This is a genomic window from Micromonospora luteifusca (genome assembly GCF_016907275.1).
Taxonomy (GTDB): Bacteria; Actinomycetota; Actinomycetes; order Mycobacteriales; family Micromonosporaceae; genus Micromonospora; species Micromonospora luteifusca.
The window spans coordinates 3547961-3570634 of the sequence record NZ_JAFBBP010000001.1 but is presented as its reverse complement, the minus strand read 5'-3'; the positions used below and the strand labels follow the sequence as shown (position 1 = coordinate 3570634).

The following is a 22674-nucleotide window of genomic DNA, read 5'->3' as shown; positions in this document are numbered from 1 at the left end:
CGGCGGGGACCACCCGTACCGCCGACGCGTTTCGGCGGGAGCATGAGCCCCGGTCAGCCGAACGGCCGGACGTCGACCCGCGTCAGTTGACCTCGACCAGCGGCAGCGACTTGCCCGCCCCACCGCCGGGCAGGGCGATCGAGGAGAAGTGCGAGACCACCCGATCGTCGGTCGGGTCGTCGGCCGGCGTGTGGTGCACGGCGAGCCGGTTGTAGAGGGTGTCGCGCTGCGCCGGGATCCGGTCCGCCGAGCGGATCATGCCGATCAGCTCGTGCAGGTTGGACCGGTGCCGGGCACCGGCGGAGGAGATCACGTTCTCCTCCAGCATGATCGATCCGAGGTCGTCCACGCCCATGTGCAGCGCGAGCTGCCCGACGTCCTTCCCGGTGGTCAGCCAGGACGCCTGCAGGTGCGGCACGGTCTCGAAGAAGAGCCGGGCCACCGCGACGAGTCGCAGGTATTCCAGCGTGGTCGCCTGGGTGCGGCCCTTGAGGTGGTTGTTCTCCGGCTGGTACGTCCACGGGATGAAGGACCGGAAACCGCGGGTGCGGTCCTGCACGTCGCGAATCATGCGCAAGTGCTCGATCCGCTCAGCGTGCGTCTCGCCGGTGCCCATCATCATGGTGGCCGTCGACTCGATGCCCTGCCGGTGGGCCAGCTCCATGACCTCCAGCCAGCGCTCGCCCGACTCCTTGAGTGGCGCGATGGCCTTACGCGGCCGCTCGGGCAGCATCTCCGCGCCGGCGCCGGCGATCGAGTCCAGGCCGGCGGTCTTGATCCGCGCGATGGCCTCGTCCAGGCTCACCCCGGAGACCTTCGCCATGTGCAGGATCTCGCTGGGGCCGATCGAGTGGATGACCAACTGCGGGTACGCCTGCTTGACCGAGGAGAACAGCTCCTCGTAGTACTCCACGCCGTAGTCCGGGTGGTGCCCGCCCTGGAGCATCACCTGGGTGGCGCCCAGCTCGACCGCCTCGCCGCAACGACGCAGGATCTCCTCGGTCGGGTGGGACCACCCTTCCGCGTGCTTGGGTGCCCGGTAGAAGGCGCAGAACTTGCACGCCGTCACGCAGACGTTCGTGTAGTTGATGTTGCGGTCGATCAGGTAGGTGACGATGTTGTCCGGGTAGCGCCGCCGGCGCACCGCGTCCGCCGCCTCACCGAGGGCGTGGAAGGGCGCCTCGGTGTAGAGCAGCAGGGCCTCCTCGGGCGTGATCCGCCCGCCGTCCGCGCCACGCTGCAGGATGTCGTCGATCTCCCGGCTCACCGTCACGCCCCCGAGCCTACGCCGACGACGCGCCCCTTCCGGGAGGGGTGCTCAGGGCTGTGATTCGCTCCGCACACCCTTGATCCGGCTGGTACCAGGATCTCGAACTGCGCCCTTTCCGCGATCTTGCACTTGCTGTGGCGGCACAGGGGGCGTTCCGCGCATCTCGGCGACCGAAACCGCACGATCGGCGCGGGCGGGCCGAACAGCCAAAAAGACGGTGCGGGCCGCCTGGAGGCGGCCCGCACCGTTACCGAACGCCGGGCGCGTTACGCCCGTCTGCCGGACTGCTGGCGGGTGGGAGTTCCCGGCCTACAGGTCGGCCGTCGTCACGCGGGAGGATTCGTACGTCGTGGAGGCCTGGGGGGTGCCCGGCACGGTGGAGACGTCCTTGACCAGCATGCCGGTCTCGGCGTCGATGGTCAGCACCTCGCTGGCCACGCCGCCGAACACCTCGGGGCCGGCGGTGATCGTCAGCGTGGCCTTGCCCTGGGTGGTCGAGTTCTTGACGCTGACCGCGGAGATGGTGGACAGCAGACGCAGCACACCGGCCCGGACCTGCGTGTTGCCGTCGCCAGCGGACAGCGCCTGGGTGCTGTACGTCCACAGGGCGTTGTCGAAGTGCCGCTCAACGGCCTGGGGGCTGTACGGCTTCGGCTCGGCGTTGCCGCCCTTCTGCTTGATAATCACCTGGGCGGCCGCCTGCTGCTTGTCCCACACCGCCTTCTGCGCTGCGGGGTCGAGGCCCACCAGCGGATCCTCGGCTGCCTTGAGCATCTGGGTCCGGCCGTCAGCCGGGCTGCTGTCCGCCGCGGCGACGGCTGCCTCGAGGAGCGGAGCGTAGCCGCCGTCGGTCATCTGGTCCTGGTGACGGGCGATCGCACGCTTGATGTCCTGCACGCTGTTGCCCGTATAGATCGCGTGACCGTCGGTGTAAAGCGTGTAGACGACCTGCATGGTCTTGGTGCCGTGGACCTGCGTCGCCTTCACCAGCCACGCGTCGCCCGCCGACGGGGTGACCGTCTTGATGGACCCGGCCAGGGTCATCAGCGGCGCGCTCTCGACGGGCCCGTCGACGGTGGTCGAGCTCGAGGTGGCGGCCGACGAATCCTTGCCGGCCTCGATGCCCCCGGTCGCCGGCGAGTTGAGCACCACAGCGACGACTGCCGCCGCGGCGGCAACCCCCACCCCGGCGCCGATGCCCAATCGGCCCGCGATGCCGATCCGGCGGCGGCGCTGAATCACCGGGCTGGATTCGTGGTCCCGCGTGGTTGTCGTCGTTTCCATGGTTGAAGTCGCCTCCATAGTCGTGTCCTCCGCTGATACCGCGCCCAGCAGCCGCACGGTTCCGGGGTCGGCCATAGCCGCCCGCAGCACCGCCCGCGCCCGCTGATACGCCTCCGGGCGCAGTGGTTCTGCGCTGCCCAACGCACCGACCAGATCGAGCTCGTCGGTCATCGGTGTCTCTCCTTCGTGCTGTTGCGGTCCTTCAGAAGCGCGGACACGCCCGGCGCGTCGCGCAATGCCGTCCTGGCCTGGCTCAGCAGCCGCCGCGCGGTGCCGGCCGGTATGCCGAGTGCCCGTGCGGCGTCGGCTGCGGTCAGGTCCTCCCAGGCGACGAGCCTCAGGACCTCCCGCTCTTCGGGTTTGAGCCGCGTCAGGGCCGACCGGAGCACCGCCCGGGCGTCCACGCCGAGGTCCACCGCCGACCACGGATCCCATCCAGTAGCCACGTCCGGTACGTCCGCGACCAGGTCCTCGGCCGGCCGGGACCGCCAGTAGCGCCGCAAGCGATTCAATGCCACCCCGTACAGCCACGGCCGCGCATCGTTGTACGACCGGTCGTACAAACGCCGCGACTCGAACGCCGCAACCCAAACCTCGCCCAGCAGGTCCTCAGCCGCATCGCGCCCCGCCCGGCGAACGAGGTACGAGCCGACGGCGGCCTCATGACGCTCGACCACCTCCACGAAGGCGTCGACATCGCCATCCAGCGACCGGCCTATCAAATCCGCATCCGAAGCCATGGCCCTCCTCGGCAAAGTCCGCGCTTCAACCTGTCATTGCCGATCGGGCGGGAAAGTGTTCAGGCCCCGAGGTCCGAGGGCGAACGGTGTTGTCGCCGCACCTGCTCCGCGGATTGTCCGTCGAAGTCGATCTCAGGCCGCCCCGCGTCGCGTTGACGCCCGAAAGGACTGCCCTGATGTGCTCCGAACCCCTCGGGAGCTGGTCAAATGCCTTGGCAGCGCAGCGGCGGGGACGGCGTTCAGGTCGTGGGCCGCGCCGGGCAGCGCGGCCGAAACCCAGACGAGACGCCCGGCCGTGTCGGCGATGACCTGGACGTTCACGCCATGGCGTTTGTGCTTCCCGGAGTAGTACGGCTTCTGGTCGACGACGCGGTCGATCGGGATCAGCGTGCCGTCCAGGATCGCTAGGCCAGCCGCCGTGTGCGTTTCATGGCGGTTGGAAAAGGCTCAACGGTTTGGGGCAGTGGACCCACGTCCGGAGCGATCAGCCACTTCAGGCGCTCCGCCAGAAACTCCTGGACGGGGTCTGAGTGGGTCAGGCGTCGTAGTCGATGGTGAGCCTGTCGGTGGTGGGGCTGGACTGGCAGGTCAGGACATAACCGGCCGCCAACTCGTCGGGCTCCAGGGCGTAGTTGCGGGCCATCGTGACCGCCCCGTCGACCACCTTCGCCTTGCAGGTCGAGCAGACACCGCCCTTGCAGGCGTACGGCAGTTCGCCACGCACCTTCAACGCGGCGTCCAGCACCCGCTCCTCGCGGCCCATCGTGAAGCTCGACGACCGGCCGTCCAGCACGATGGTGACCTCGGCCCCGGCACCGGCCTGGTCGACCGGGCGGCGCACCGGCTCCGGCGGCGCGTCGACATGGAACAGCTCGGTGTGCACCGCCGACTCGGGCATCCCGCGTGCGGTCAGCACGTCCCGGACGTCGACCACCATGGCGTACGGGCCGCAGAGGAACCACTCCTCGATCACGTCGCCCGGCACGATGGTGCCCAGCAACCGGCCCAGCCGATCGGCGTCGATCCGCCCGGAGAGCAGCGCTGACTCGCCCTGTTCGCGGGAGAGCACGTGCACCAGGTGCAGCCGGGTGGGATAGCGGTCCTTCAGATCGGCCAACTCCTCGGCGAACATCACCGTGTTCGCCGTGCGGTTGCCGTACACCAGGGTGAAGGTGCTGGCCGGCTCGACGGCCAGTGCGGTCGCGACCAGCGCGAGCACCGGGGTGATCCCGGAGCCGGCGACGACCGCGCCGTAATGCCGCACCCGGTCCGGCGCGAACGCCGTGGTGAAGGTGCCCAGCGGCGGCAACACCTCGACCAGGTCGCCGCGACGCAGTGCCCCACACGCAAACGCCGAGAAGGCACCGCCGGGAATCTCCCGCACCCCGATCCGCAGCCGGCCGTGCCGGGCCAGGTCGTCTGGGGTGGAGCAGATCGAGTACGACCGGCGCACGTCCGTGCCGTCCGCACCAGCGGAGCTGGTGGCCCCGGCTCCGCCGGGAAGACGCACGGTGAGGTGTTGGCCCGCCCGGAACGCGAAGGTTTCCCGCAGATCCTCCGGTACGGCGAAGGTCACCGCCACGGCATCGTCGGTGAGCCGGTCGACGGCAGCGACGGACAACGGGCGGAAGACCGGCCGGCGACGGACCGGGCGGGTGATGGTGACAGTCACAGCGCCTTCAGGTGGTCGAAGGGTTCGGAGCAGGAGCGGCAACGCCACAGCGCCTTGCACGCGGTGGAACCGAACCGGCTGACCTGTTCGGTCTCCGGTGAGCCGCACTGCGGGCAGCGGACCGCGAGGGTCAACGGCACGACACCGGCGGCGGGCACCGGGGCCGGCGGGGCGATCCCGGCGGCGGCGAGCTTGGCCCGCCCACCCTCGGAGATCCAGTCGGTGCTCCACGGTGGGCTGTAGACGGTGCGGACCTCGGCGTCGAGGTGACCGGCGACCGCGAGCGCACGGCGGATGTCGGCCCGGATCACGTCCATGGCCGGGCAGCCGGTGTAGGTCGGGGTGATGGTGACGGTGACCCGGCCGGTGGTCGAGTCCTCCTCGACCTCCCGCAGGATGCCCAGCTCGTCGATGGTGATCACCCGGATCTCCGGGTCCACGACGCTGGCGGCGGCCGCCCGCGCGGTCAGCGTGCCGCCGTTCGCGATCGCCGGGCTCGCGCTCCTCGCGCTCACCGTGCTGGCTGCGATCGCGGCTGCGGGGCTCCGCTGCGCTGCACTCCTCGCGCTCACCACTTCGCCCCCGGATGGGCGCGGTGCAGCACCTGCATCTCGGCGAGCAGGTAGGCCAGGTGCTCGGTGTGCACCCCGGCCCGCCCGCCGGCCGGGGCCCAGCCGCTCTCCGGCCGGGTGAGTGTCGCCTCGGCCAGCACCGAGCCGACGGTCTCGTCGAACGCCGGCCGCAGGGTGGCCGGGTCGACCGGCGCCGCCGGGTCCGCGGCGAAAAGCTCGTGGGTGTACGGCCACACCTCGTCGACGGCAGCCTGCATCCGACGGTGCGACTCCTCGGTGCCGTCACCGAGCCGCTTCACCCACAGCGCGCCGTGGTCCAGGTGGTACGCCGACTCCTTGCGCGCCTTCGCGCCGATCGCGGCCAACCGCTCGTCCGAGCAACCGGCCAGCGCCGTGTACAGCGGCAACTGGTACGCCGCCAGGAAGAACAGTTTCGCCATCGTCACCGCGAAGTCGCCGTTGGGCAGCTCGACCAGGAGTGCGTTGCGGAACTCGCGGTCGTCGCGCAGGTACGCCAACGCGTCCTCGTCGCGGCCAGCGCCCTCCAGCTCACCCGCGTACGACAGCAGCAGGCGCGCCGCGCCGAGCTGGTCGAGGGCGATGTTGGCCAGCGCGATGTCCTCTTCCATCTCCGGCGCGCGCGTCGTCCACTCGGCCAGGCGTTGAGCGGCGACCAACGCGTCGTCACCGAGGGCGAGGGTGAAGTCGAAGGGCCCGTTCACAGGTGGGCCACCCCGTCCGGCACCTCGTAGAACGTGGGGTGGCGGTAGACCTTGTCCGCGGCCGGGTCGAAGAAGGCGTCCTTCTCGTCCGGGCTGGACGCGGTGATCGCGGCGGCCGGCACCACCCAGATCGACACACCCTCCTGGCGACGGGTGTAGAGGTCCCGGGCGTTGCGCAGGGCCAGCTCCGCGTCGGGGGCGTGCAGGCTGCCGACGTGGGTGTGCGACAACCCACGCCGGGCCCGCACGAAGACCTCCCAGAGCGGCGAATGTTCGGTACTCACGCGACTGCCACCTTTTCCCTGCTCTCGGTCCGCTTGGCGGCGTACGCCGCGGCGGCCTCGCGTACCCATGCGCCGTCGGCGTGCGCGGCCCGGCGGTGAGCGATCCGCTCCCGGTTGCACGGCCCGTCGCCGGAGATCACCCGCATCAGCTCGTCGTAGTCCGGCTGGGTGTAGTCGTACGCCTGCCGCTCCTCGTTCCAGCGCAGGTCCGCGTCGGGGATGCGCACCCCGAGGATCTCGGCCTGCTGGACGCACATGTCGACGAAGCGTTGCCGCAGGTCGTCGTTCGAGAAGCGCTTGATCTTCCAGGCCATCGACTGGGTGGAGTGCGTGGAGTCGCCGTCCGGCGGGCCGAACATGGCCAGCGACGGGTACCACCAGCGGTCCACGGCGTCCTGGGCCATCGCGTGCTGCGCCGGGGTGCCGTGCGACAGGGTGTGCAGGATCTCGTAGCCCTGACGCTGGTGGAACGACTCCTCCTTGCAGACCCGGATCATCGCGCGGGCGTACGGGCCGTACGAGCAGCGGCACAGCGGCACCTGGTTGACGATCGCCGCGCCATCCACGAGCCAACCGATCGCGCCCACGTCGGCCCAGCTCAGAGTGGGGTAGTTGAAGATGGAGCTGTACTTCTGCCGTCCGTCGAGCAGTAGCTGGACCAGCTCGTCGCGGCTGATGCCGAGGGTCTCGGCGGCGGCGTAGAGGTAGAGGCCGTGGCCCGCCTCGTCCTGCACCTTGGCCAGCAGGATCGCCTTGCGCTTGAGCGACGGCGCCCGGCTGATCCAGTTGCCCTCCGGCTGCATGCCGATGATCTCGGAGTGGGCGTGCTGGGCGATCTGCCGGATCAGCGTCCGGCGGTACGCGTCGGGCATCCAGTCGCGTGGCTCGATCTTCTGCTCGGCGTCGACCACCTCGGTGAAGTACGCCGCGAGGTCCTCGTCGGGCACGGGTCCGCCACGCCGCCCGCGCTGCGCCGCCGCGCGCAGCTCCGCCTCGGCAGCCTCGACCTCGCCCAGCAGGCCGCCGCCCGGCGCGTCGGCCGGGGTCGAGAAGTCGTTGCCATACATGGGACAAGTGTTACAGCTTGCGACCCAAGAAACCAGACCGTGTAACAGGAAACCGGAATCCCATCCGTAACGGAATGCGCGCTTTGCGTCACCTCGACACTCAGATTTCGCCGTGACTTACACCACGAAACGAAGGTGAATCCCCGCAAGAACCGCATAGCGGTCGCATATCCCGCCTTTATCGCGGACTGCTTAGTGTCGGGCCCTGGCGGGTCACCCAACCGGACGTAGACTTTCGGCCGTCACACCGATCGGCTTCAGCTGATCGCCGCCAGACAGAGGTCATCTCCCCCGGCCTCGGCGATCGGCCGACCTGTCCAGACAACAAGCCGGCCCCCCGGCCCTGACACCTGGAGCTCACCCACTCATGCGATCCCGCGTGACCATGGTGCTCGCCATCACGGCGGTCCTGCTCGGCGGCGTCCTACTGGTCCCCGCCGCGTACGCCCGCCTCTCCAGCGGCGACAGCAGCGGAGGCGGCGGCGGTGCGGCCTCGACCGTCGCCGCGCCCGCACCCACGCCACCGCCGCCGCCCACGCTGGCGGCCGGTCCGGTGGCGGTGAACTTCAAGGGTGAATTCTTCTCGTGGGCACTGCTGGATCAGCAGACGGGCAAGATCGCCGGGTCACCGAACATGAACGCGACCAGTTCCACGGAGTCCATGCTCAAGGCCTGGATCGTCTCCGACTACCTGCGTCAGCTGAAGGACAAGGAGCCGACCGCGGCGCTGAAGAAAGCGGCCAGCCTCGCCATCCGGGAGAGCAACGACGACGCCGCCAACCTGGTCTACCGGGCCGCCGGCGGTTCGTACGCCGTGCCGGCCGGTGGCCAGCCGGGGCCTGTGCTCAAGCGCGCGATCAGCACCTGCGGCCTGACCGACACCAGACGCGGCAACACTCCGGGATACGAGGGCTGGTGGAGCTTCACCCGGATGTCCCCGCGGGACGCCGTCCGCCTCGGCGGCTGCATCGCCGACGGCAGGGCCGCCGGCCCGAAGTGGACCAAGTGGGTGCTCAGCGAGATGAGCCAGGTACGCGGCACCACCGCGGACAAGGACCAGAAGCCCAAGTCCGGGGGTGGGCACTGGGGGATCATCGACGGGTTACCCAAGTCGATCACCGCGCAGGGCCCGGTCAGCATCAAGAACGGCTGGACGCGGATCTACGATGACGGCAACTGGCATGTCAACTGCCTCGCCGTCACTGACAAGTGGAGTCTCGCGGTGATGCTGCGCTACCCGATCAAGAACAGTCTGGACTACGGCGCGCAGGTCTGCGCCAGCGTGGCCACCCAGCTGGTCACCCCGCAGCCGGGCGCCGCGCTCAAGGTGCCGCAGCAGCCGGTCGGGAAGCTCTGATGGCCGGGAATCGTCGGGCCGACCGGCGTGGCGGCGGTGAAGCCTCTCCGCTGCGGCTGGTCGCCATCGCGGTCGTCCTGATCGGCCTGGTACTGGTGTCGCTGCGGCTGCTGCCCGGGTCGCCATTCCAGTCGTCCGCCGCCGCCAGGTGGGGCGACGCCGGCACGACTGCCAGCGATCGGTCCACGAGTGGGGCCACCAACCGCAGCGCCCGTCAGCCAGCCGCACCGTCGCCGAGCCCGAGCCAGTCGCTGGAGCCGCTGCCGTTCGTGGCGAAGGACCTCAACCTGGACATCGAGGGCTGGTACTCCTGGAGCGTGCTGGACCGCCGGACCGGCGCGATCATCGGCTCCAAGAACATGGGTGAGACCAGCACGACCGCCTCCATGATCAAGTCCTGGATCGTCGCCGACTACCTGCGTCGCACCGCCGACGCAGGCCAGACGCCGAGCGACGCGAAGCTCGCCGACGCGACGCGGATCATCCGGGACAGCGACAACACCCGGGCCGAGCAGTTCTACAACCTGGTTGGCCGGGATGCGTCGATCAAGCGGCTGATCTCCATGTGCAAGCTGACCGACAGCAGCGTCGCCCCCGACAAGGGCTGGTCCCGGACGGCGCTCTCCCCCCGGGACACCGCCCGCCTCGGCAACTGCATCGCCACCGGCACCGCCGCTGGGCCGAAATGGACCAAGTGGCTGCTCAACGAGATGAAGCTGGTGCGCGGCGCGGGCGACTTCGGCATCCGCAAGGCCTTCCCGGCCGCCGAGCAGAAGCAGATCGCCATCAAGAACGGGTGGATCGACCGGACCAAGGAGCAGGAGATGCACATCAACTGCCTGGCCATCGGCGACACCTGGACGATGGGCGTGATGGTCAAGTACCCGATCAACATGGGCTACGACTACGGCATGAAGAACTGCGAGAAGATCACCGAGGCGCTACTGCGCCCCGGTGTCTGACCCGCTCGCTCTGGCCGGTGCCGGCTGATCAGACCCTGGCCAATGCCGGTCGATCAGCCGGCGAAGAACTCCGGGCCACCTTCCGGCAGCGGCGGGGCCTCGCCGATCGCGGCGGCCCGCCGGGCCCACTCGCGCAGCCCGGCGACCTGCCGGTCACCGAGCGAGAAGTCGAGGGTCCGGAAGTACGTGGCAAGTGTCGCCTCGTCGAACGTCTCCCAGCGGGCGGCGGCCTCGGCGACCTGGTCAAGTTCAGCGAGGCAGAGGTCACGGGAGCGCAGGAACGCTTCGTGCACCTCCTTGACCAGGCCCGGATGGGCGGCGGCGAAGTCTCGACGAACCGCCCAGACGGCGAAGACCATCGGCAGACCTGTCCACTCCCGCCACGCCTGCCCGAGGTCGGTGACGATGAGCCCCCGCTTCGGCGCCTCGTAGTACGCCCGCAGCGCCACGTCCCCGATCAGCACCCCGGCGTCGGCCTCCAGCAGCATCTGGGTCAGGTCCGGTGGGCAGCGGAAGTACTCCGGCCGCACGTTGTACTGCTCGGCGAGCAGCAGCTGCGCCAGCATCACACCGGTCCGCGAGGTTGAGCCGAGCGCCACCCGGGCGCCGTCCAACTCGGCAAGGGGTCGGGTGGAGACCATGTTGACCGAGAGCACCGGCCCGTCACTGCCCACCGCCAGGTCCGGCAACAGGAGAAGTTCGTCGGCGTGCTTCAGGTACTCCAGCAGCGTGATCGGGCCGATGTCGAGGTCGCCGGCGATCAGGGACGCGCTCAACCGGTCTGGCGAGTCCTTGTGCAGGTCCACGTCGATCAGGGTGCCCGAGCGCATCAGACCCCAGTAGATCGGCAGGCAGTTCAGGAACTGGATGTGCCCGACCCGCGGGCGTGCGATGCGCTCAACCATGACCCGACCGTATCCCCGGCGTCCGGATCCGGCGCGGCGGGCCGGCCCGGAGTGGCCAACCCCGCATCTGCCGCGGCCGGCGGCCTGTCTCGTCCGCCGTCGACGACCGGCCGCGGGCCGTCCACCGCCCGGTCCGCCACCGGCCGGGGGCGTCGTACCGCTCGGGTCACGACCGGCACGAAGGCCAGCACCACCAGCAGCCCGGCGATGCCCGCGCCGGCGATCAGCGGGCGTGGCCGGACAGCCGCGAGCAACGACCCGCCGATCAGGAAGCCGGCCATCGAGCCACCCTGCACCGCGGCGCCGTAGCTGGCGTACGCCCGAGCGCGAACCGCCTCCGGCACGCGACGAGTGGTGAGCAGGTTGGCGAAGACGTTCTCGCCGCCGTTGGCCGCGCCGCCAACCAGCCAGAGCGGCACCAGGAGACCCGCCGCCGGCACCATCGCGGCGAGCAGCACCATGAGGCTGCACACGCCCAGAGTGACCAGCACTCCACGTACCAGCGCACCGTCGTCGTGGAGCCGGTTGGCGACGCGCGCGGCGAGCCAGGCGCCGGGCAGCATGCCGGCCATCCACGCGGCGCTGACCAGGCCGTACGTGGTGGGTGAGCCGCCCAGAGTCTCCCGGATGAAGAAGACCTCGATCACGTTGATGCCGCCGATCGCCGCGATCACCACGGCGGTGCTCACCACCATGACGAGCATCAGCGGGTCACGGCGCAGGCGCCACGCGGTGGTCGTACCCCCGGGGTTTGCCGCGCTGCCCGAGCTGGCCGCGCCGCCGAGCGCGGCCTGGCCAAGCGGTGCGGCGGCGGGCCGCCGACCGCCGCGCCGGGTCCGCAGCAGCAGGCCGGCGACCACGAGCGCCAGGTAGGTCGCGGCATCGAGAAGCAGGGGTACGCGGGTGCCGAACTGCCCCACCAACAGGCCGGCCAGCACCGGGCCGCCGAGCGCGCCGAGCGAGACAGCGGTCTGACTGATCGCGCTCGCCCGCGGCAGGTCGGCCGGACGGACCATCGCCGGCAACAGCGCTGCCAGGCAGGGCTGGGTCACCGCGAGCCCGCAGGCCAGGAGGGTGACGAGCCCGACCACCAGGACCGGGTGATCGACGACGGCGAGCAGCGCGCAGATCGCGGCCTGGAGCAGCCCGATGGTCACCAGCAGGGTACGGCTGTCCACCCGGTCGGCGAGCCGGCCAGCGAGCGGGGCGAGCACCACCAGGGGCAGGGTGGCCGCCAGCAGCAGCCCCGACACGGCGAGCCCTCCGGCACCGGCACCCTGCAGGGCCAGCGCCAGCGCGGTGGCGGCGAGGAAGTCACCGCAGATCGTGACGCCCCGAGCAGTGGCAGCGAGCCAGACATCCGACCAGCGCGACTCGACAGTTGTGAAGGACATACTTCGAAAATAAACCTTCACAACTGATCGAAGCAACCCCCAATTACGCCAACGGCAGCGTCCGATAGTGCACGGCGACGGTGCGCGCCCCCGGCGGCGGATCAGCCTCACGCCGCCGCGCGTGGTACGGCCGGAACAGCGCCAGGACCGCCTCGTTCAGCCCGGCCAACTCGTCGGCCGTGAGCAGCAGCAGCGTGTCGTTGAACAGCGCCTTGTCGTACCACTCGGCCGGCTCGTCCCCGGCGCGGCGCGACCAGTCCCGAATCCGCTCCATCCCCCGGACCGCGTGCGCCTCCACCACCGCCTGCTCGGCCGCACGCGCCGCAGGCCCCGCATCACGTCCCGCGTCGACCACCAAACTGACAGTGACCACCTGCCACACTCGCTCGCGCGCGTCCCCCCGGCTCGGCGCCTGCTCGACCAGGCCGAACTTCGCCAGCGAACGCAGGTGGTAACTGGTCGCGCTCGGCGACAGCCCAACGATCTCTGCGCACTCGGTGGCGGTTGCACCGCCCTCGCGGCTGTTCAGGTATTCCATGATGGCAATCCGGGCCGGATGGGCCAGCGCCCGCATCACCTGCGGGTCGCTGATCGTCATCCGGGGCGTATCGGGGCGAGCCTCGGTCATGAACCCATGATCCCGGCAGGCCTCCCGACCCGCCATCACCCCCACGTTCCGCGCCGAGCCACGCCAGGGCGCGATGCGCTTGGGGCGCGGGCGGCGGGCGGGAGCCGGCGGCACATTCGGGTAGGCAGTCCAGGCGGAAAAGTGTCGTACAGGCGTTCTAATGTGTCTTCATGTTGAGGGCGTTGGCACAGGCAGGCGGCACCGTCGACGACTGCGCCGAGGCCGCGCTCTGGGGGCTCTCCGACGGCGAGTTGCAGGCCTCCCTCGATGCGACGCACGTGTTGGCGCAGCGGCTGGCCACGGTCCAGCTCGGGCTGGTGCGCGAGTTGGACGCTCGCGGCCTGGCGGTCGCTCAGGGCGCCTCGTCCACCGCCGTCTGGCTACGGGAGCGACTGCGGATCACCGGCCGCTCCGCACGCCAACTCGTCCAGCTCGCCGCCGCCGTCGATGCCGCCCCACCGGCGGTGCGGGAGGCCCTGCTCAGCGGTGTCATCACCGTCGAGCAGGGTCGGGTGGTCGCGGAGACGATCGCGGCCCTGCCGGTCGAGGCCGGTCCCACAGTGGCAGACAAGGCCACCGAGTTGCTGATCGCCTGGGCCGACCGTTTCGATCCGACCATCCTGAGCCGTCTCGGGGAGCGCGTCCTCACGCACGTCGCACCGGACCTGGCCGACCAGGCTGAGCTGGCGGCCCTCGAACGGGCCACCGAGCGGGCCGAGGCTCGTCGGCACGTCACGCTCTCCGAGCAGCAGAACGGGCAGGTACGCCTCAGCGGCAACCTCGACACCGAGACCGCGAGTTTGCTACGTGAGGCGATCGATGCGCTCTGCGCCCCGGCCGGTGAGCACGACGATCGCAGTCCCGGCCAGCGCCGGGCCGACGCGCTGGGCGAGGTCTGTCGGCTGGCGTTACGCACCGGTCAGTTGCCCGACAATGGCGGTGACCGGTCCCAGCTCGTGGTGACTGTGTCCCTGGACGCGCTGGTCAACGGCGTACGCGCGGGCACCCTGGAGACCGGGGCGCACCTCACGCCGGGCGCGGTCCGCCGGCTCGCCTGCGACGCGGGCGTGCTGCCCGCCGTGCTGGGCGGCGACGGTCAGGTTCTGGACGTGGGGCGCCAGCGCCGACTCTTCACCGGCCCGCTGCGGCGCGCCCTGGTCCTGCGCGATGGTGGTTGCGCCTTTCCTGGCTGTGATCGGCCATCCCGATGGTGCGACGGCCACCACGTCCAACACTGGGCCGACGGTGGGGCGACGGCACTGGGCAACGCCGTGCTGCTCTGCGGCTACCACCACCGGCTCGTTCACCGCGGCGACTGGACGGTCCGTGTCGCGCCGGACGGTCGGCCCGACTTCCTCCCGCCCGACTGGCTCGACCCGCTGCGTACGCCGCGGCGCAACCTCTACCACCGGCGCTGCTGATACCGGCAAGCACCGAAACACCAGCCAGCACCCGGAACACCGGCCAGCACCGACACGCCGACGCCCGAGCGACTCGCCCGGCGACACGCCGACTCTGACAGGTGGTCGGCTGGGTAATTCGGTAGTGAGGATTGGCAGAAGAGCGTAGGGTTGCAGGCCGCTTGACGGCCGAGGTGAGCTGCACCGGAACGGACGTCGTCGCGCCGGACGGCCGGCCATCCGCCCCCGGACACGCGAGCGCGCAGCAGATGTGAACGATGGGACGTCAGCATGCCCGCACTTGATCTCGACACCCACCTCGACACAGATCTGTCGGCTGAACGCGCACACCTGGCAACGTCTCGGGCGGCTCTGCGACGGATGCGGGAGCGGGCCGAAGACCTCTTCGCCACCGGTGACCAGGTGGCCGGCGACGCGTACGCGGCGGAGACGCTCGGCCGGACCCTGGCCCGCCGGGTGGCCGAGCTGGCCGACGACCCGACCACGCCACTCTTCTTCGGCCGCCTCGACTTCGCCGAGTCCACGGACCCCGACACCACGGACCCCGCCACCACGGACCGGGACACCGTGGCGGGCAGGACCATCGACGAGGGCTCCGGCGCGGGTGCGAGCAGCAGCGATCATGACGGGCGGCGGTATCACGTGGGGCGGCGGCACGTCGCCGATGAGCGCGGCGAGCCGTTGGTGCTGGACTGGCGGGCGCCGGTTTCCCGGTCGTTCTACCAGGCCAGCGCGCGGGATCCGCAGGGCGTGGCGGTCCGGCGGCGGTTCGGGTTCAGCAATGGGGTGCTGACCAGCTTCGAAGATGAGCATCTGAATCGGGGCGAAGAACTCGGTACGACAAGTCGGATCCTCGCCGCCGAAATCGAGCGACCGCGTGTCGGGCCGATGCGTGACATCGTCGCCACCATTCAACCGGAGCAGGACGAGCTGGTCAGGGCTGACCTCTCCGAGTCGATCTGTGTCCAGGGAGCGCCGGGCACCGGGAAGACTGCAGTCGGTCTGCACCGGGCCGCGTACCTGCTCTATCTGCACCGGGAGCGGTTGCGGCGGGCGGGTGTGCTGATCGTCGGGCCGAACCGGGCGTTCATGTCGTACATCGCGGCGGTGCTGCCGGCGCTCGGCGAGGTCGAGGTGGAACAGGCCACGGTGGAGGAGTTGATCTCCAGGGTGCCGGTCCGGGCGGTCGAGGCATCGGCGGTCGCGGTGCTCAAGCACGACGTGCGCATGGCGCGGGTGCTGCAGCGCGCGGTGCAGGCACAGATCGGTACGCCGACAGACTCGATCACTGTGTCGGACGGTTCGTTCCGGTGGCGGATCGGGCTGGAACCGTTGCACCGCATCGTCGAGGAAACCCGTGGGGAAGGGCTGCCCTACGCCACGGGCCGGGAGCGGGTCCGGGCGCGGGTGGTGAGTCTGCTGCAACGGCAGGCGGAGGCGCGGCGGGCGGAGTCGCCCAGCGATGCCTGGCTGCGTCGGATGGGGCGCTGCCGTCCGGTGGTCGACTTCCTGGACGCGGTCTGGCCGGCACTCACCCCGGAAGGACTGGTACACGGCCTGCTCTCCGACCCGGACCGGCTCGCCGTCGCGGCGGACGGGCTGCTCAGCGACACCGAGCAGGCGCTGCTCATCTGGGCGAAGCCGGCTCGTACCGCGAAGGCGACCCGCTGGACCGCCGCCGACGCGGTGCTGATCGACGAGGCGACCGGGCTGGTGGAACGGATCTCCGGGTTCGGGCACGTGGTGGTGGACGAGGCGCAGGACCTCTCCCCGATGCAATGTCGGGCCATTGCCCGGCGCAGCGAGCACGGCTCGGTCACCCTCCTCGGTGACCTCGCCCAGGGCACCGCGCCGTGGGCGGCGACGGACTGGAGGGAATCCCTCGCCCACCTGGGCAAACCGGACGCCGTGGTGGTCCCGTTGACGGTCGGGTTCCGGGTGCCCGCCGCGGTGGTCGCGTTCGCGAACCTGCTGCTGCCGGCGCTCGCAGTCGACGTACCACCAGCTGAATCGCTGCGCCACGACGGTGGCCTGGACGTGCGTACCGTCAGCGACCTGACCTCGGCCACGGTGGCCGAGGTGCGCGCGGCGCTCGCGCACGACGGCTCGGTCGGCGTGATCGTCACGGACGACGCGGTCGACGGGCTGCGCGCGGCGCTGGCCGCCGCCGGTGTCGCGACCGCGACCGCCGACGACGTGGCGGCCGCGGAGCGGGTCACCGTGGTGCCCGCGACGCTGGTCAAGGGCCTGGAGTACGACCATGTGGTGGTGGTCGAGCCGGCCGCGATCGTCGCCGCCGAACCGCGTGGGCTGCACCGGCTGTACGTGGTGCTCACTCGGGCGGTGTCCCGCCTGGCGGTGCTGCACCACGAGCCACTGCCTGCACCGCTGTTGACCGCGCCACGGCTGACCGCGTCAGCCAGCGCCCTGGGCTAGCGGCCCGTGAGGGCCGAGGCGATCTCGCGCAGCGGCTTGCCGGGCTCGGCGATCGGCACCGTGAACGCCAACCAGGATCCGTCGGTGAACTCGATCCGGAGCCGTTTCGGGTTGAGTCGGTGCCAGCCCACCCGGGCGTCCGCCACGGCAGCCCGGGGTGCCGACCAGACCACCTGGGTTTCGGCTATGGCCCGCGCGTCATCGGTCTGGCTCGACCAGAGCTTCGTTGGCCCGGACGAACACGCCAGCAACCGCCGGTCGGTGACGGCGAGGATCGTGTCGTAGAGCGTGGTCACCGGGGGCACCGGGCGTCGGGAGTATCGCAGAGTGGATGCTGCCGAGCCCGGAACTCCCCGCCCGGCGACCCCGTAGGTGATGCGGTCGACGACCCGGTCCCCCGCCGGGAAGGAGATCAACGGCGAGATCAGGTTGAGCAGCACCCCGGCGACAACGCCACCGCGACCGCTGCCGGACGGCTGCGGGCTTTCCGCAACCGGAGGATCTGCCGGATGGACGCCCTGGGCGATCTCCGCCTTCGCGACGGCGAGCACTCGTTCGCCCGGCTCGACGAGTTGGCTGAGTCGTTCCTGGTAGCTGATGTCCGCCATGGGCTCAGTGCCAGTCCGGGCGGTCGTCAGCGGTGCGGCTTTCACCCCTGCGGCTGTCGCCCGTCGGTCGACCGGCGCCGGGCGCGTCGGCGATCACCTCGCCGACCAGTTCGCGTACCCGGGCGGCGGCTGCCTCCTGGGCACGCTTGGCCGCAGCGGTGAACTCCTCGGCCAGGGTGTACGAGTCGAAGCGCATCGCTCGGGCGTTGACGTCGGTCGAGACGATCGTGCCGTCCGCCGCAGCGGTGACCCGGACCAGGCCCGAGTCGCTCACGCCCTCGGCGCTGCTGTCTTCCAACTCGGCCATCTTGCCGGCCAGGTCGCGCTGCCAACCGTCCAGGTTGCGGGCCAGCGCCTCGATGCGGTCCAGACCAGGAAAGGTCATGTTGGCCCCTATCAGGTCAGGATGGAGTCGAAGACATTCTGCACGCCCTTGGTGTAGGGGCCCAGATCCTCGCGGTACGTGCCGTCCACAAGGTAGTTGCGGTCCTTGGTGCCGTCGGAAATGTCATGCAGACCGACGCCGGTGTCCAGTAGTGCCCCACCGAGGCCGGGGACGTTCACCGGCGACGTGTGGTTGATCAGGAACTTGCCCGGGAAGAGTGTCTTGAGCTTCTCGATCTGGAACGCCCGGGCCTCGGCCGTCCATCCGGACTTGTTCCAGGCCCGGTACGCCTTCTTCGCCTTGCGGATCTCCAGGACCGCCCGACGGTACTTCATCAGCAGCTCGGCGACCTTCTGCATCTTGGTGGCGAGCTTCGTCAGGATCTCGGCGAAGCGCGCAACGATCTTGACCATCCGGCCGACCGTGGTGGCGAGCCGCGCCAGCACCCGGACGACGGTCGCAGCGAGAGAGATGCCGGCGCTGAGTGCCGCCGCCACCGCCGCGATGATCACCTCGGTGAGGAACCAGAGCAGGAACTCAAGGATCAACTCGACCAGCAGGTTGAACGCGTCGACCGCCGCGTTGGCCGCGTCGACCAGCACCTCCTTGGTGCCGTCGAGCCCCTGGGCCAGCTCCTCGATCGCCTCCTCCACCGACTGCATGGAGGCGTGGAAGCTCTCGGCGGCATCGCCCGACCAGGCGCCTCGAAGCCGGGCCCGGTGCTGGACCTGCTCACCGGCGATCTCGCGGACCGCCTCGCCGGTGGTCAGGCAGAGCTGGGCGGCGCGCATCAGGTCGTCCGGCTCGCCCGCGACCAGTTCGAGCAGTTGCTCGAAGGGCCAGAGCACCGCATTGGACAGTGGCTTGAACGGGTCGGGGGTGCCCGACACGATCTGCTCGAAGTAGGTCTTGTTGCGGTGCAACGCCTCGGTGCTCACGCCGGCACCTGCCCGCCCGGGGTCGAGGGGCCCGGCGACCGGGGGCCGGGTGCGATGACATCGGGAGCGGCCGGGCGGCCGGGCACGAACATGTCGGTGTTGGCCACGTCGGTGCCGGTGTAGGCGTCGGCGGTGTCGTCGAGCCCCTCGGCGATGTCGGCCATGACCTCCGCGCCGTCGGCCAGCCCTTGCAGACACGCCTCGAACTGCTCGGCGTACGACGCCGCGAGGCTGAACGACGCCGGCATCACCCCGAACGCGTGCCGGGGCACGTGCCCTTCGCCAAACGAGCCGTGCAGCTCGCGAAAGCGGGCCGCCCGGTCGGTGGACGCCTTGGCGAACGCCTTCAGCGCCTCCGGCTGGACCTCCAGCTCATTGCTCGGGCTCGACACGGACCCTCCCCTGTGTCCTGCGCGACGACTCAGCCGCGACACCTCCACACCATAGGCACTCCCTACCGCAATCGGTTACCCCACACGGAACGTGCGGGTCACCCAGCTTTGACTTTGTAACGTAAAGTTCTTTGCGTGAACCCCGACGACGATCTGCCGCCCACCGACGCCGCAGCGGCGCTCCGGCTGATCGAGGACCAGCGGTCAGCGACGACACGCCGGCTCGTTCCCGATGCCCGCCTGCTCTACTGGCCGTGGGGCGTCGCCTGGCTGGTCGGGTTCGGGCTGTTCTTCCTACGGTTCTCCCCCGACGACCGGGAGCTGCTCCGGCTGCCGAGTTGGCTGCCGCTGACCGTTCTCTTCGCGCTGCTCCTGGCCGCCGGAGCGATTCAGGCAGTGGTCAGCACGCGGGCCTACGGCCAGGTGATCGGTGACTCCGCCCTGCGCGGGCGTTGGTACGGGTGCGCCTGGGCCCTCGGTTCCGTGAGCGTCTACGCGGGGCTCGGCCGGATCTCCGAGCACCTGCCGGATGATCTGGCGGGGCTGCTCTGGTCGGCGACCGCGGTCGGGTTGACCGGCGCGCTGCACATGGCCGGCGGAGCGGTCTGGCTGGACCGGGACCTGTTCCGGCTGGGCGTCTGGATCAGCGTGGCCAACCTGGCCGGTGTGATCGCCGGGCCCGGCTGGCACGCGCTGGTCATCGCGGTGGCCGGCGGCGGCGGGATCCTGGTCGCTGGCACGATCGCCCGACGGCGACAGCGAGACCGCCGGTGAGCGAACTGGACCCGGTCATTCACGCGCAGGCCCGGCTCCGGGTGGTCGCCAGCCTCTCCGCTCTCGGCGACGGCGACCGGATCGCGTTCCCCCGGTTGCAGGAACTGCTCGCGATGACCGCCGGGAACCTCTCCGTGCACCTGCGCAAGCTTGAGGACGCCGGCTACGTGGAGATCAGCAAGACCCACCGTGGACGTACCCCGGCAACCCTGGTCCGGCTGAGCCGGCGGGGCCGGCTGGCGTTCGAGGAGTACACCGAAGCGATCCGGACCCTGCTCGCCCCCTCCCTGCCGAAGGAGTAACCATGACTCTCGCCCGCGCCGACCAGGCCAGCCGCCGGTACGGCGACGTCCTCGCCCTCGACCGCGTCGACCTGGAAGTCCGGGCCGGTGAGCTGGTCGGCCTGCTCGGGCCGAACGGTGCCGGCAAGAGCACCCTGATGAACCTGCTGGTAGGTCTGCGCCGCCCCAGCTCGGGGCGGGTCGAGTTGTTCGGCGGGGACCCTCGCGACCCGGCGACCCGGCGACAGATCGGGGTCACCCCGCAGGAGACCGGCCTACCGGGCACGCTGCGGGTCGGTGAGGTGGTCGACTTCGTCTCCGCGCACTACCCCGACCCGGTGCCCCGGGGCGAATTGCTCGACCGCTTCGGTCTGGGCGATCTCGGCAAACGGCAGACCGGTGGGCTTTCCGGCGGGCAGCGCCGCCGCTTGGCGGTGGCGCTCGCGTTCGTCGGCCGGCCCCGGCTGGTGCTGCTCGACGAGCCGACCACCGGCCTGGACGTGGCCGCCCGGCACACCCTCTGGGACGCGATCCGCGCGTTCCACGAAGACGGCGGCACCGTGCTGTTGAGCAGCCACTACCTGGAGGAGGTGGAGGCGCTGGCCCACCGCGTGGTGGTGATCGGCCAGGGCCGGGTGCTCGTCGACGACACGGTGGACGCCGTGCGCGGCATCGTCGGCGTACGCCGCGTCAGCCTTGTCGCCGACCAACTGCCCGACCTGCCGGGCCTGGTCCGCACCGAGCGGATCGACGGCCGGCTGCACCTGCTCACCACCGACGCCGACGAGTTGGTCCGCGCGCTGGTCACGGCCGGAACGACCTTCAGCGACCTGGAGGTACGGCCGACCTCGCTGGAGGAGGCCTTCCTCGCGATCACCAGCGAAAACCAGCCCGCCGAAGGCCAGCCCACCGGGGATCAGCCCGCCGCCGCCGCTGTCGGCGGCCGACCCACCACCGTCTGAGGAGGCGACCGTGCAGCTGACCCTGGTCCACGCCCGCTACCAGCTCCTGGAGATCATCCGGATTCCGGTGGCCGTCTTCGGCAGCGCGTTCTTCCCGGCCGCCGCCATGATCTTCTTCGTGGTCCCGTTCGCGGGGGACGACGCGACCGGCGCCACCCTCGCCACCGCGTCGATGGTCACCTTCTCGGTGATGAGCGCCAACATCTTCCAGTACGGCATCGGCGTCGCCGAGGATCGCGACCAGCCCTGGAACCCGTACACCCGGACCTTGCCGGCCGGGCCGGCGCCCCGGTTCGCCGGCCGGGTGCTCGCCGGCCTGGCGCTGACCTACCTCTCGCTGATCCCGGTCGTGGTGATCGGCGCGACGCTGACCGCGGCCCAACTCAGCCCGGCGGCGTTCCTACTGGCCGCCGGCACCGTGGCCGTCATCTCGGTGCCGTTCACGCTGATGGGGCTCGCCATCGGCTACTCCCTGCCGAGCAAGGCGGCGATCGTGATCGCGCAGGTGGTCTTCCTGCCACTCGCGTTCGGCGGCGGTCTGCTCTCCGCACCGGGTGAGGCACCGGGGTTCATCGAGACGATCGCGCCGTACCTGCCCACCCGGGGCGCGGCGGAGCTGATGTGGGCGTCGGTCGGGGGCTACCGCGTCCAGCCGCTGGCGCTGATCATGCTCGGTGTCTGGGTGGTGGTGCTCGCCTCGCTCGCCGGCTGGGCCTACCGGCGGGACGAGGGTCGCCGGTTCAGCTGACGATTCGTCCGTTTCCGCCCCGGACCGAGGCGGGACGGTGCCAGGATTCCGGCAGGGGGCCGCCGTGGCCGCCCGGGCCGAGAGGGGTCTTGACCGTGAGCACCGTCCCGCCGGGTACGCCCTGCTGGGCCGACCTGGCCACCCCCGACCTGACCGACGCGCGGCGCTTCTACCCGGAGTTGTTCGGTTGGACCGGCCGGGTCACACCGGAACCCGAGGCGGGCGGCTACACCGTCTTCCTGCTCGACGGCAGGCCGGTCGCCGGGGCCGGGCCGCCAGCGATCCCGGACCAGGTGCCCATCTGGTCGACGTACCTCGCCACCGACGACGCGGCCCTGGTCGCCGGCCGGGTCGAACGGGCCGGCGGGCAGGTTGTCGTGCCACCCTTCGAGGTCTTCGACCGAGGCTGGATGGCGGTCTTCGCCGACCCGGCCGGCGCGACGTTCAGCGTCTGGCAGCCACTGGCGATGGCCGGTGCCGAAGTGTTCAACGTGCCGGGCGCGATGAGCTGGAACGAGCTGGTCACCCCCGACCCCGAGGGCGCGAAGGTCTTCTACGAGTTGGTGTTCGGCTGGCAGCCCGACGACCAGCCGGTCGGCGAAATGACGTACACCGGGTGGCGGCTCGGGACGCAGATCGTCGCCGGGATGATGCCACCGCTGGCCGACGACTTCCCGGCCGACCTGCCCGCGTACTGGACGGTCTACTTCGCGGTGGCCGACGCGGATGCCGCCGCGGCTCGCGCCGCCGAACTGGGCGGGACGATCCTCGTGCCGCCCCGTGACATCCCGGCGGGCCGCTTCGCAGCCCTACGCGACCCTCAGGGCGCGCTCTTCTCCGTCATCGACCTGGGCCCCTGACGGGTCCACCCT

General features: G+C 70.7%; 24 protein-coding genes and 1 pseudogene. 9 read left to right on the top strand and 16 right to left on the bottom strand.

Features of this window, described 5'->3' with window-relative positions:
* Positions 1–82 precede the first annotated feature (82 nt).
* The 9 genes and pseudogenes from mqnC to paaA all read right to left on the bottom strand — a co-directional run bounded on the left by mqnC (position 83) and on the right by paaA (position 7611).
* Positions 83–1273: a cyclic dehypoxanthinyl futalosine synthase gene (gene mqnC, locus JOD64_RS16155; protein ID WP_204942986.1), complete on the bottom strand. Its 1191-nt coding sequence runs from the start codon at positions 1271–1273 to the stop codon at positions 83–85.
* Between the two features lie 306 nt (positions 1274–1579).
* Complete coding sequence (locus JOD64_RS16150) at positions 1580–2725, bottom strand: hypothetical protein (protein WP_204942985.1); 1146 nt, start codon at positions 2723–2725, stop codon at positions 1580–1582.
* The gene (locus tag JOD64_RS16145; RefSeq protein WP_204942984.1) at positions 2722–3294 is read right to left on the bottom strand and encodes an RNA polymerase sigma factor; all 573 of its coding nucleotides are present in this window, start codon (positions 3292–3294) and stop codon (positions 2722–2724) included. Before JOD64_RS16145 ends, JOD64_RS16150 begins: the two co-directional genes overlap by 4 nt.
* A gap of 234 nt (positions 3295–3528) precedes the next feature.
* Positions 3529–3696 (bottom strand): annotated as a pseudogene (locus JOD64_RS16140) (transposase family protein); the annotation flags it as partial.
* Between the two features lie 133 nt (positions 3697–3829).
* Entirely contained in the window at positions 3830–4966 is a 1137-nt protein-coding gene (gene paaE / locus JOD64_RS16135) for a 1,2-phenylacetyl-CoA epoxidase subunit PaaE (RefSeq protein ID WP_204942983.1), read from the bottom strand.
* Positions 4963–5436 carry a 1,2-phenylacetyl-CoA epoxidase subunit PaaD gene (gene paaD, locus JOD64_RS16130; protein WP_204946083.1) on the bottom strand — a complete coding sequence of 158 codons (474 nt, stop codon included), beginning with the start codon at positions 5434–5436 and terminating at the stop codon, positions 4963–4965. Before paaD ends, paaE begins: the two co-directional genes overlap by 4 nt.
* 98 nt (positions 5437–5534) lie before the next feature.
* Complete coding sequence (gene paaC / locus JOD64_RS16125) at positions 5535–6260, bottom strand: 1,2-phenylacetyl-CoA epoxidase subunit PaaC (RefSeq protein ID WP_204942982.1); 726 nt, start codon at positions 6258–6260, stop codon at positions 5535–5537.
* Positions 6257–6544 carry a 1,2-phenylacetyl-CoA epoxidase subunit PaaB gene (paaB, locus tag JOD64_RS16120; protein WP_184180661.1) on the bottom strand — a complete coding sequence of 96 codons (288 nt, stop codon included), beginning with the start codon at positions 6542–6544 and terminating at the stop codon, positions 6257–6259. Before paaB ends, paaC begins: the two co-directional genes overlap by 4 nt.
* Complete coding sequence (gene paaA, locus JOD64_RS16115) at positions 6541–7611, bottom strand: 1,2-phenylacetyl-CoA epoxidase subunit PaaA (protein ID WP_204942981.1); 1071 nt, start codon at positions 7609–7611, stop codon at positions 6541–6543. The genes paaB and paaA overlap by 4 nt, the downstream gene beginning before the upstream one ends.
* A gap of 367 nt (positions 7612–7978) precedes the next feature.
* Between paaA and JOD64_RS16110 the strand changes: the two genes are divergently transcribed.
* Together JOD64_RS16110 and JOD64_RS16105 are read left to right on the top strand one after the other, a co-directional pair.
* Entirely contained in the window at positions 7979–8968 is a 990-nt protein-coding gene (locus JOD64_RS16110) for a hypothetical protein (protein WP_204942980.1), read from the top strand.
* Entirely contained in the window at positions 8968–9930 is a 963-nt protein-coding gene (locus JOD64_RS16105) for a serine hydrolase (RefSeq protein WP_204942979.1), read from the top strand. The genes JOD64_RS16110 and JOD64_RS16105 overlap by 1 nt, the downstream gene beginning before the upstream one ends.
* A 53-nt stretch (positions 9931–9983) precedes the next feature.
* Here JOD64_RS16105 and JOD64_RS16100 read toward each other — a convergent pair whose 3' ends face one another.
* Genes JOD64_RS16100 through JOD64_RS16090 form a run of 3 tightly spaced genes read right to left on the bottom strand, consistent with a single transcriptional unit; the run spans position 9984 to position 12857 of the window.
* Positions 9984–10835 carry a menaquinone biosynthetic enzyme MqnA/MqnD family protein gene (locus tag JOD64_RS16100; protein ID WP_204942978.1) on the bottom strand — a complete coding sequence of 284 codons (852 nt, stop codon included), beginning with the start codon at positions 10833–10835 and terminating at the stop codon, positions 9984–9986.
* Positions 10787–12229: an MFS transporter gene (locus JOD64_RS16095; protein WP_204942977.1), complete on the bottom strand. Its 1443-nt coding sequence runs from the start codon at positions 12227–12229 to the stop codon at positions 10787–10789. Before JOD64_RS16095 ends, JOD64_RS16100 begins: the two co-directional genes overlap by 49 nt.
* 43 nt (positions 12230–12272) lie before the next feature.
* Positions 12273–12857 (bottom strand): winged helix-turn-helix domain-containing protein, encoded by a 585-nt coding sequence (locus JOD64_RS16090; RefSeq protein ID WP_204942976.1) that lies wholly within the window; start codon positions 12855–12857, stop codon positions 12273–12275.
* A 170-nt stretch (positions 12858–13027) separates the two neighbouring features.
* Between JOD64_RS16090 and JOD64_RS16085 the strand changes: the two genes are divergently transcribed.
* Together JOD64_RS16085 and JOD64_RS16080 are read left to right on the top strand one after the other, a co-directional pair.
* Positions 13028–14278 (top strand): HNH endonuclease signature motif containing protein, encoded by a 1251-nt coding sequence (locus JOD64_RS16085; RefSeq protein ID WP_204942975.1) that lies wholly within the window; start codon positions 13028–13030, stop codon positions 14276–14278.
* Positions 14279–14548: 270 nt separating this feature from the next.
* Entirely contained in the window at positions 14549–16714 is a 2166-nt protein-coding gene (locus tag JOD64_RS16080; protein ID WP_204942974.1) for a HelD family protein, read from the top strand.
* Here the strand turns inward: JOD64_RS16080 and JOD64_RS16075 are convergent.
* The 4 genes from JOD64_RS16075 to JOD64_RS16060 are packed head-to-tail and all read right to left on the bottom strand — an operon-like array spanning position 16711 to position 19037.
* Positions 16711–17322: a hypothetical protein gene (locus JOD64_RS16075; protein WP_204942973.1), complete on the bottom strand. Its 612-nt coding sequence runs from the start codon at positions 17320–17322 to the stop codon at positions 16711–16713. The two genes, JOD64_RS16080 and JOD64_RS16075, sit on opposite strands and share 4 nt — an antisense overlap.
* A 4-nt stretch (positions 17323–17326) precedes the next feature.
* Positions 17327–17707 (bottom strand): YbaB/EbfC family nucleoid-associated protein, encoded by a 381-nt coding sequence (locus JOD64_RS16070; RefSeq protein WP_204942972.1) that lies wholly within the window; start codon positions 17705–17707, stop codon positions 17327–17329.
* Between the two features lie 11 nt (positions 17708–17718).
* A complete protein-coding gene (locus JOD64_RS16065; protein ID WP_204942971.1) occupies positions 17719–18645 on the bottom strand; it encodes a WXG100 family type VII secretion target in 927 nt (308 codons plus the stop codon).
* Positions 18642–19037 (bottom strand): WXG100 family type VII secretion target, encoded by a 396-nt coding sequence (locus JOD64_RS16060; RefSeq protein WP_204942970.1) that lies wholly within the window; start codon positions 19035–19037, stop codon positions 18642–18644. The genes JOD64_RS16065 and JOD64_RS16060 overlap by 4 nt, the downstream gene beginning before the upstream one ends.
* 135 nt (positions 19038–19172) lie before the next feature.
* Here JOD64_RS16060 and JOD64_RS16055 point away from each other — a divergent pair, with 135 nt between their 5' ends.
* From JOD64_RS16055 to JOD64_RS16035, 5 genes are all read left to right on the top strand, one after another.
* Positions 19173–19811, top strand: a complete 639-nt coding sequence (locus JOD64_RS16055) for a transporter (protein ID WP_204942969.1) — start codon at positions 19173–19175, stop codon at positions 19809–19811.
* On the top strand, positions 19808–20113 hold the full coding sequence (locus JOD64_RS16050) for a transcriptional regulator (RefSeq protein ID WP_204942968.1): 306 nt from the start codon (positions 19808–19810) through the stop codon (positions 20111–20113). The genes JOD64_RS16055 and JOD64_RS16050 overlap by 4 nt, the downstream gene beginning before the upstream one ends.
* Before the next feature lie 2 nt (positions 20114–20115).
* Entirely contained in the window at positions 20116–21054 is a 939-nt protein-coding gene (locus JOD64_RS16045; RefSeq protein WP_204942967.1) for an ABC transporter ATP-binding protein, read from the top strand.
* 10 nt (positions 21055–21064) lie between these two features.
* The gene (locus JOD64_RS16040) at positions 21065–21802 is read left to right on the top strand and encodes an ABC transporter permease (protein WP_204942966.1); all 738 of its coding nucleotides are present in this window, start codon (positions 21065–21067) and stop codon (positions 21800–21802) included.
* Between the two features lie 95 nt (positions 21803–21897).
* On the top strand, positions 21898–22662 hold the full coding sequence (locus JOD64_RS16035; protein WP_204942965.1) for a VOC family protein: 765 nt from the start codon (positions 21898–21900) through the stop codon (positions 22660–22662).
* Positions 22663–22674 lie beyond the last annotated feature (12 nt).

Bases quoted from the DNA above. Each gene is read 5' to 3' on its own strand.
- paaA (WP_204942981.1), bottom strand. From the start codon at position 7,611: ATGTATGGCAACGACTTCTCGACCCCGGCCGACGCGCCGGGCGGCGGC.
- JOD64_RS16080 (WP_204942974.1), top strand. From the start codon at position 14,549: ATGCCCGCACTTGATCTCGACACCCACCTCGACACAGATCTGTCGGCT.
- JOD64_RS16085 (WP_204942975.1), top strand. From the start codon at position 13,028: ATGTTGAGGGCGTTGGCACAGGCAGGCGGCACCGTCGACGACTGCGCC.
- JOD64_RS16070 (WP_204942972.1), bottom strand. From the start codon at position 17,707: ATGACCTTTCCTGGTCTGGACCGCATCGAGGCGCTGGCCCGCAACCTG.
- JOD64_RS16110 (WP_204942980.1), top strand. From the start codon at position 7,979: ATGCGATCCCGCGTGACCATGGTGCTCGCCATCACGGCGGTCCTGCTC.
- JOD64_RS16075 (WP_204942973.1), bottom strand. From the start codon at position 17,322: ATGGCGGACATCAGCTACCAGGAACGACTCAGCCAACTCGTCGAGCCG.
- JOD64_RS16105 (WP_204942979.1), top strand. From the start codon at position 8,968: ATGGCCGGGAATCGTCGGGCCGACCGGCGTGGCGGCGGTGAAGCCTCT.
- JOD64_RS16150 (WP_204942985.1), bottom strand. From the start codon at position 2,725: ATGACCGACGAGCTCGATCTGGTCGGTGCGTTGGGCAGCGCAGAACCA.
- JOD64_RS16095 (WP_204942977.1), bottom strand. From the start codon at position 12,229: ATGTCCTTCACAACTGTCGAGTCGCGCTGGTCGGATGTCTGGCTCGCT.
- JOD64_RS16145 (WP_204942984.1), bottom strand. From the start codon at position 3,294: ATGGCTTCGGATGCGGATTTGATAGGCCGGTCGCTGGATGGCGATGTC.
- JOD64_RS16045 (WP_204942967.1), top strand. From the start codon at position 20,116: ATGACTCTCGCCCGCGCCGACCAGGCCAGCCGCCGGTACGGCGACGTC.
- JOD64_RS16090 (WP_204942976.1), bottom strand. From the start codon at position 12,857: ATGACCGAGGCTCGCCCCGATACGCCCCGGATGACGATCAGCGACCCG.
- JOD64_RS16100 (WP_204942978.1), bottom strand. From the start codon at position 10,835: ATGGTTGAGCGCATCGCACGCCCGCGGGTCGGGCACATCCAGTTCCTG.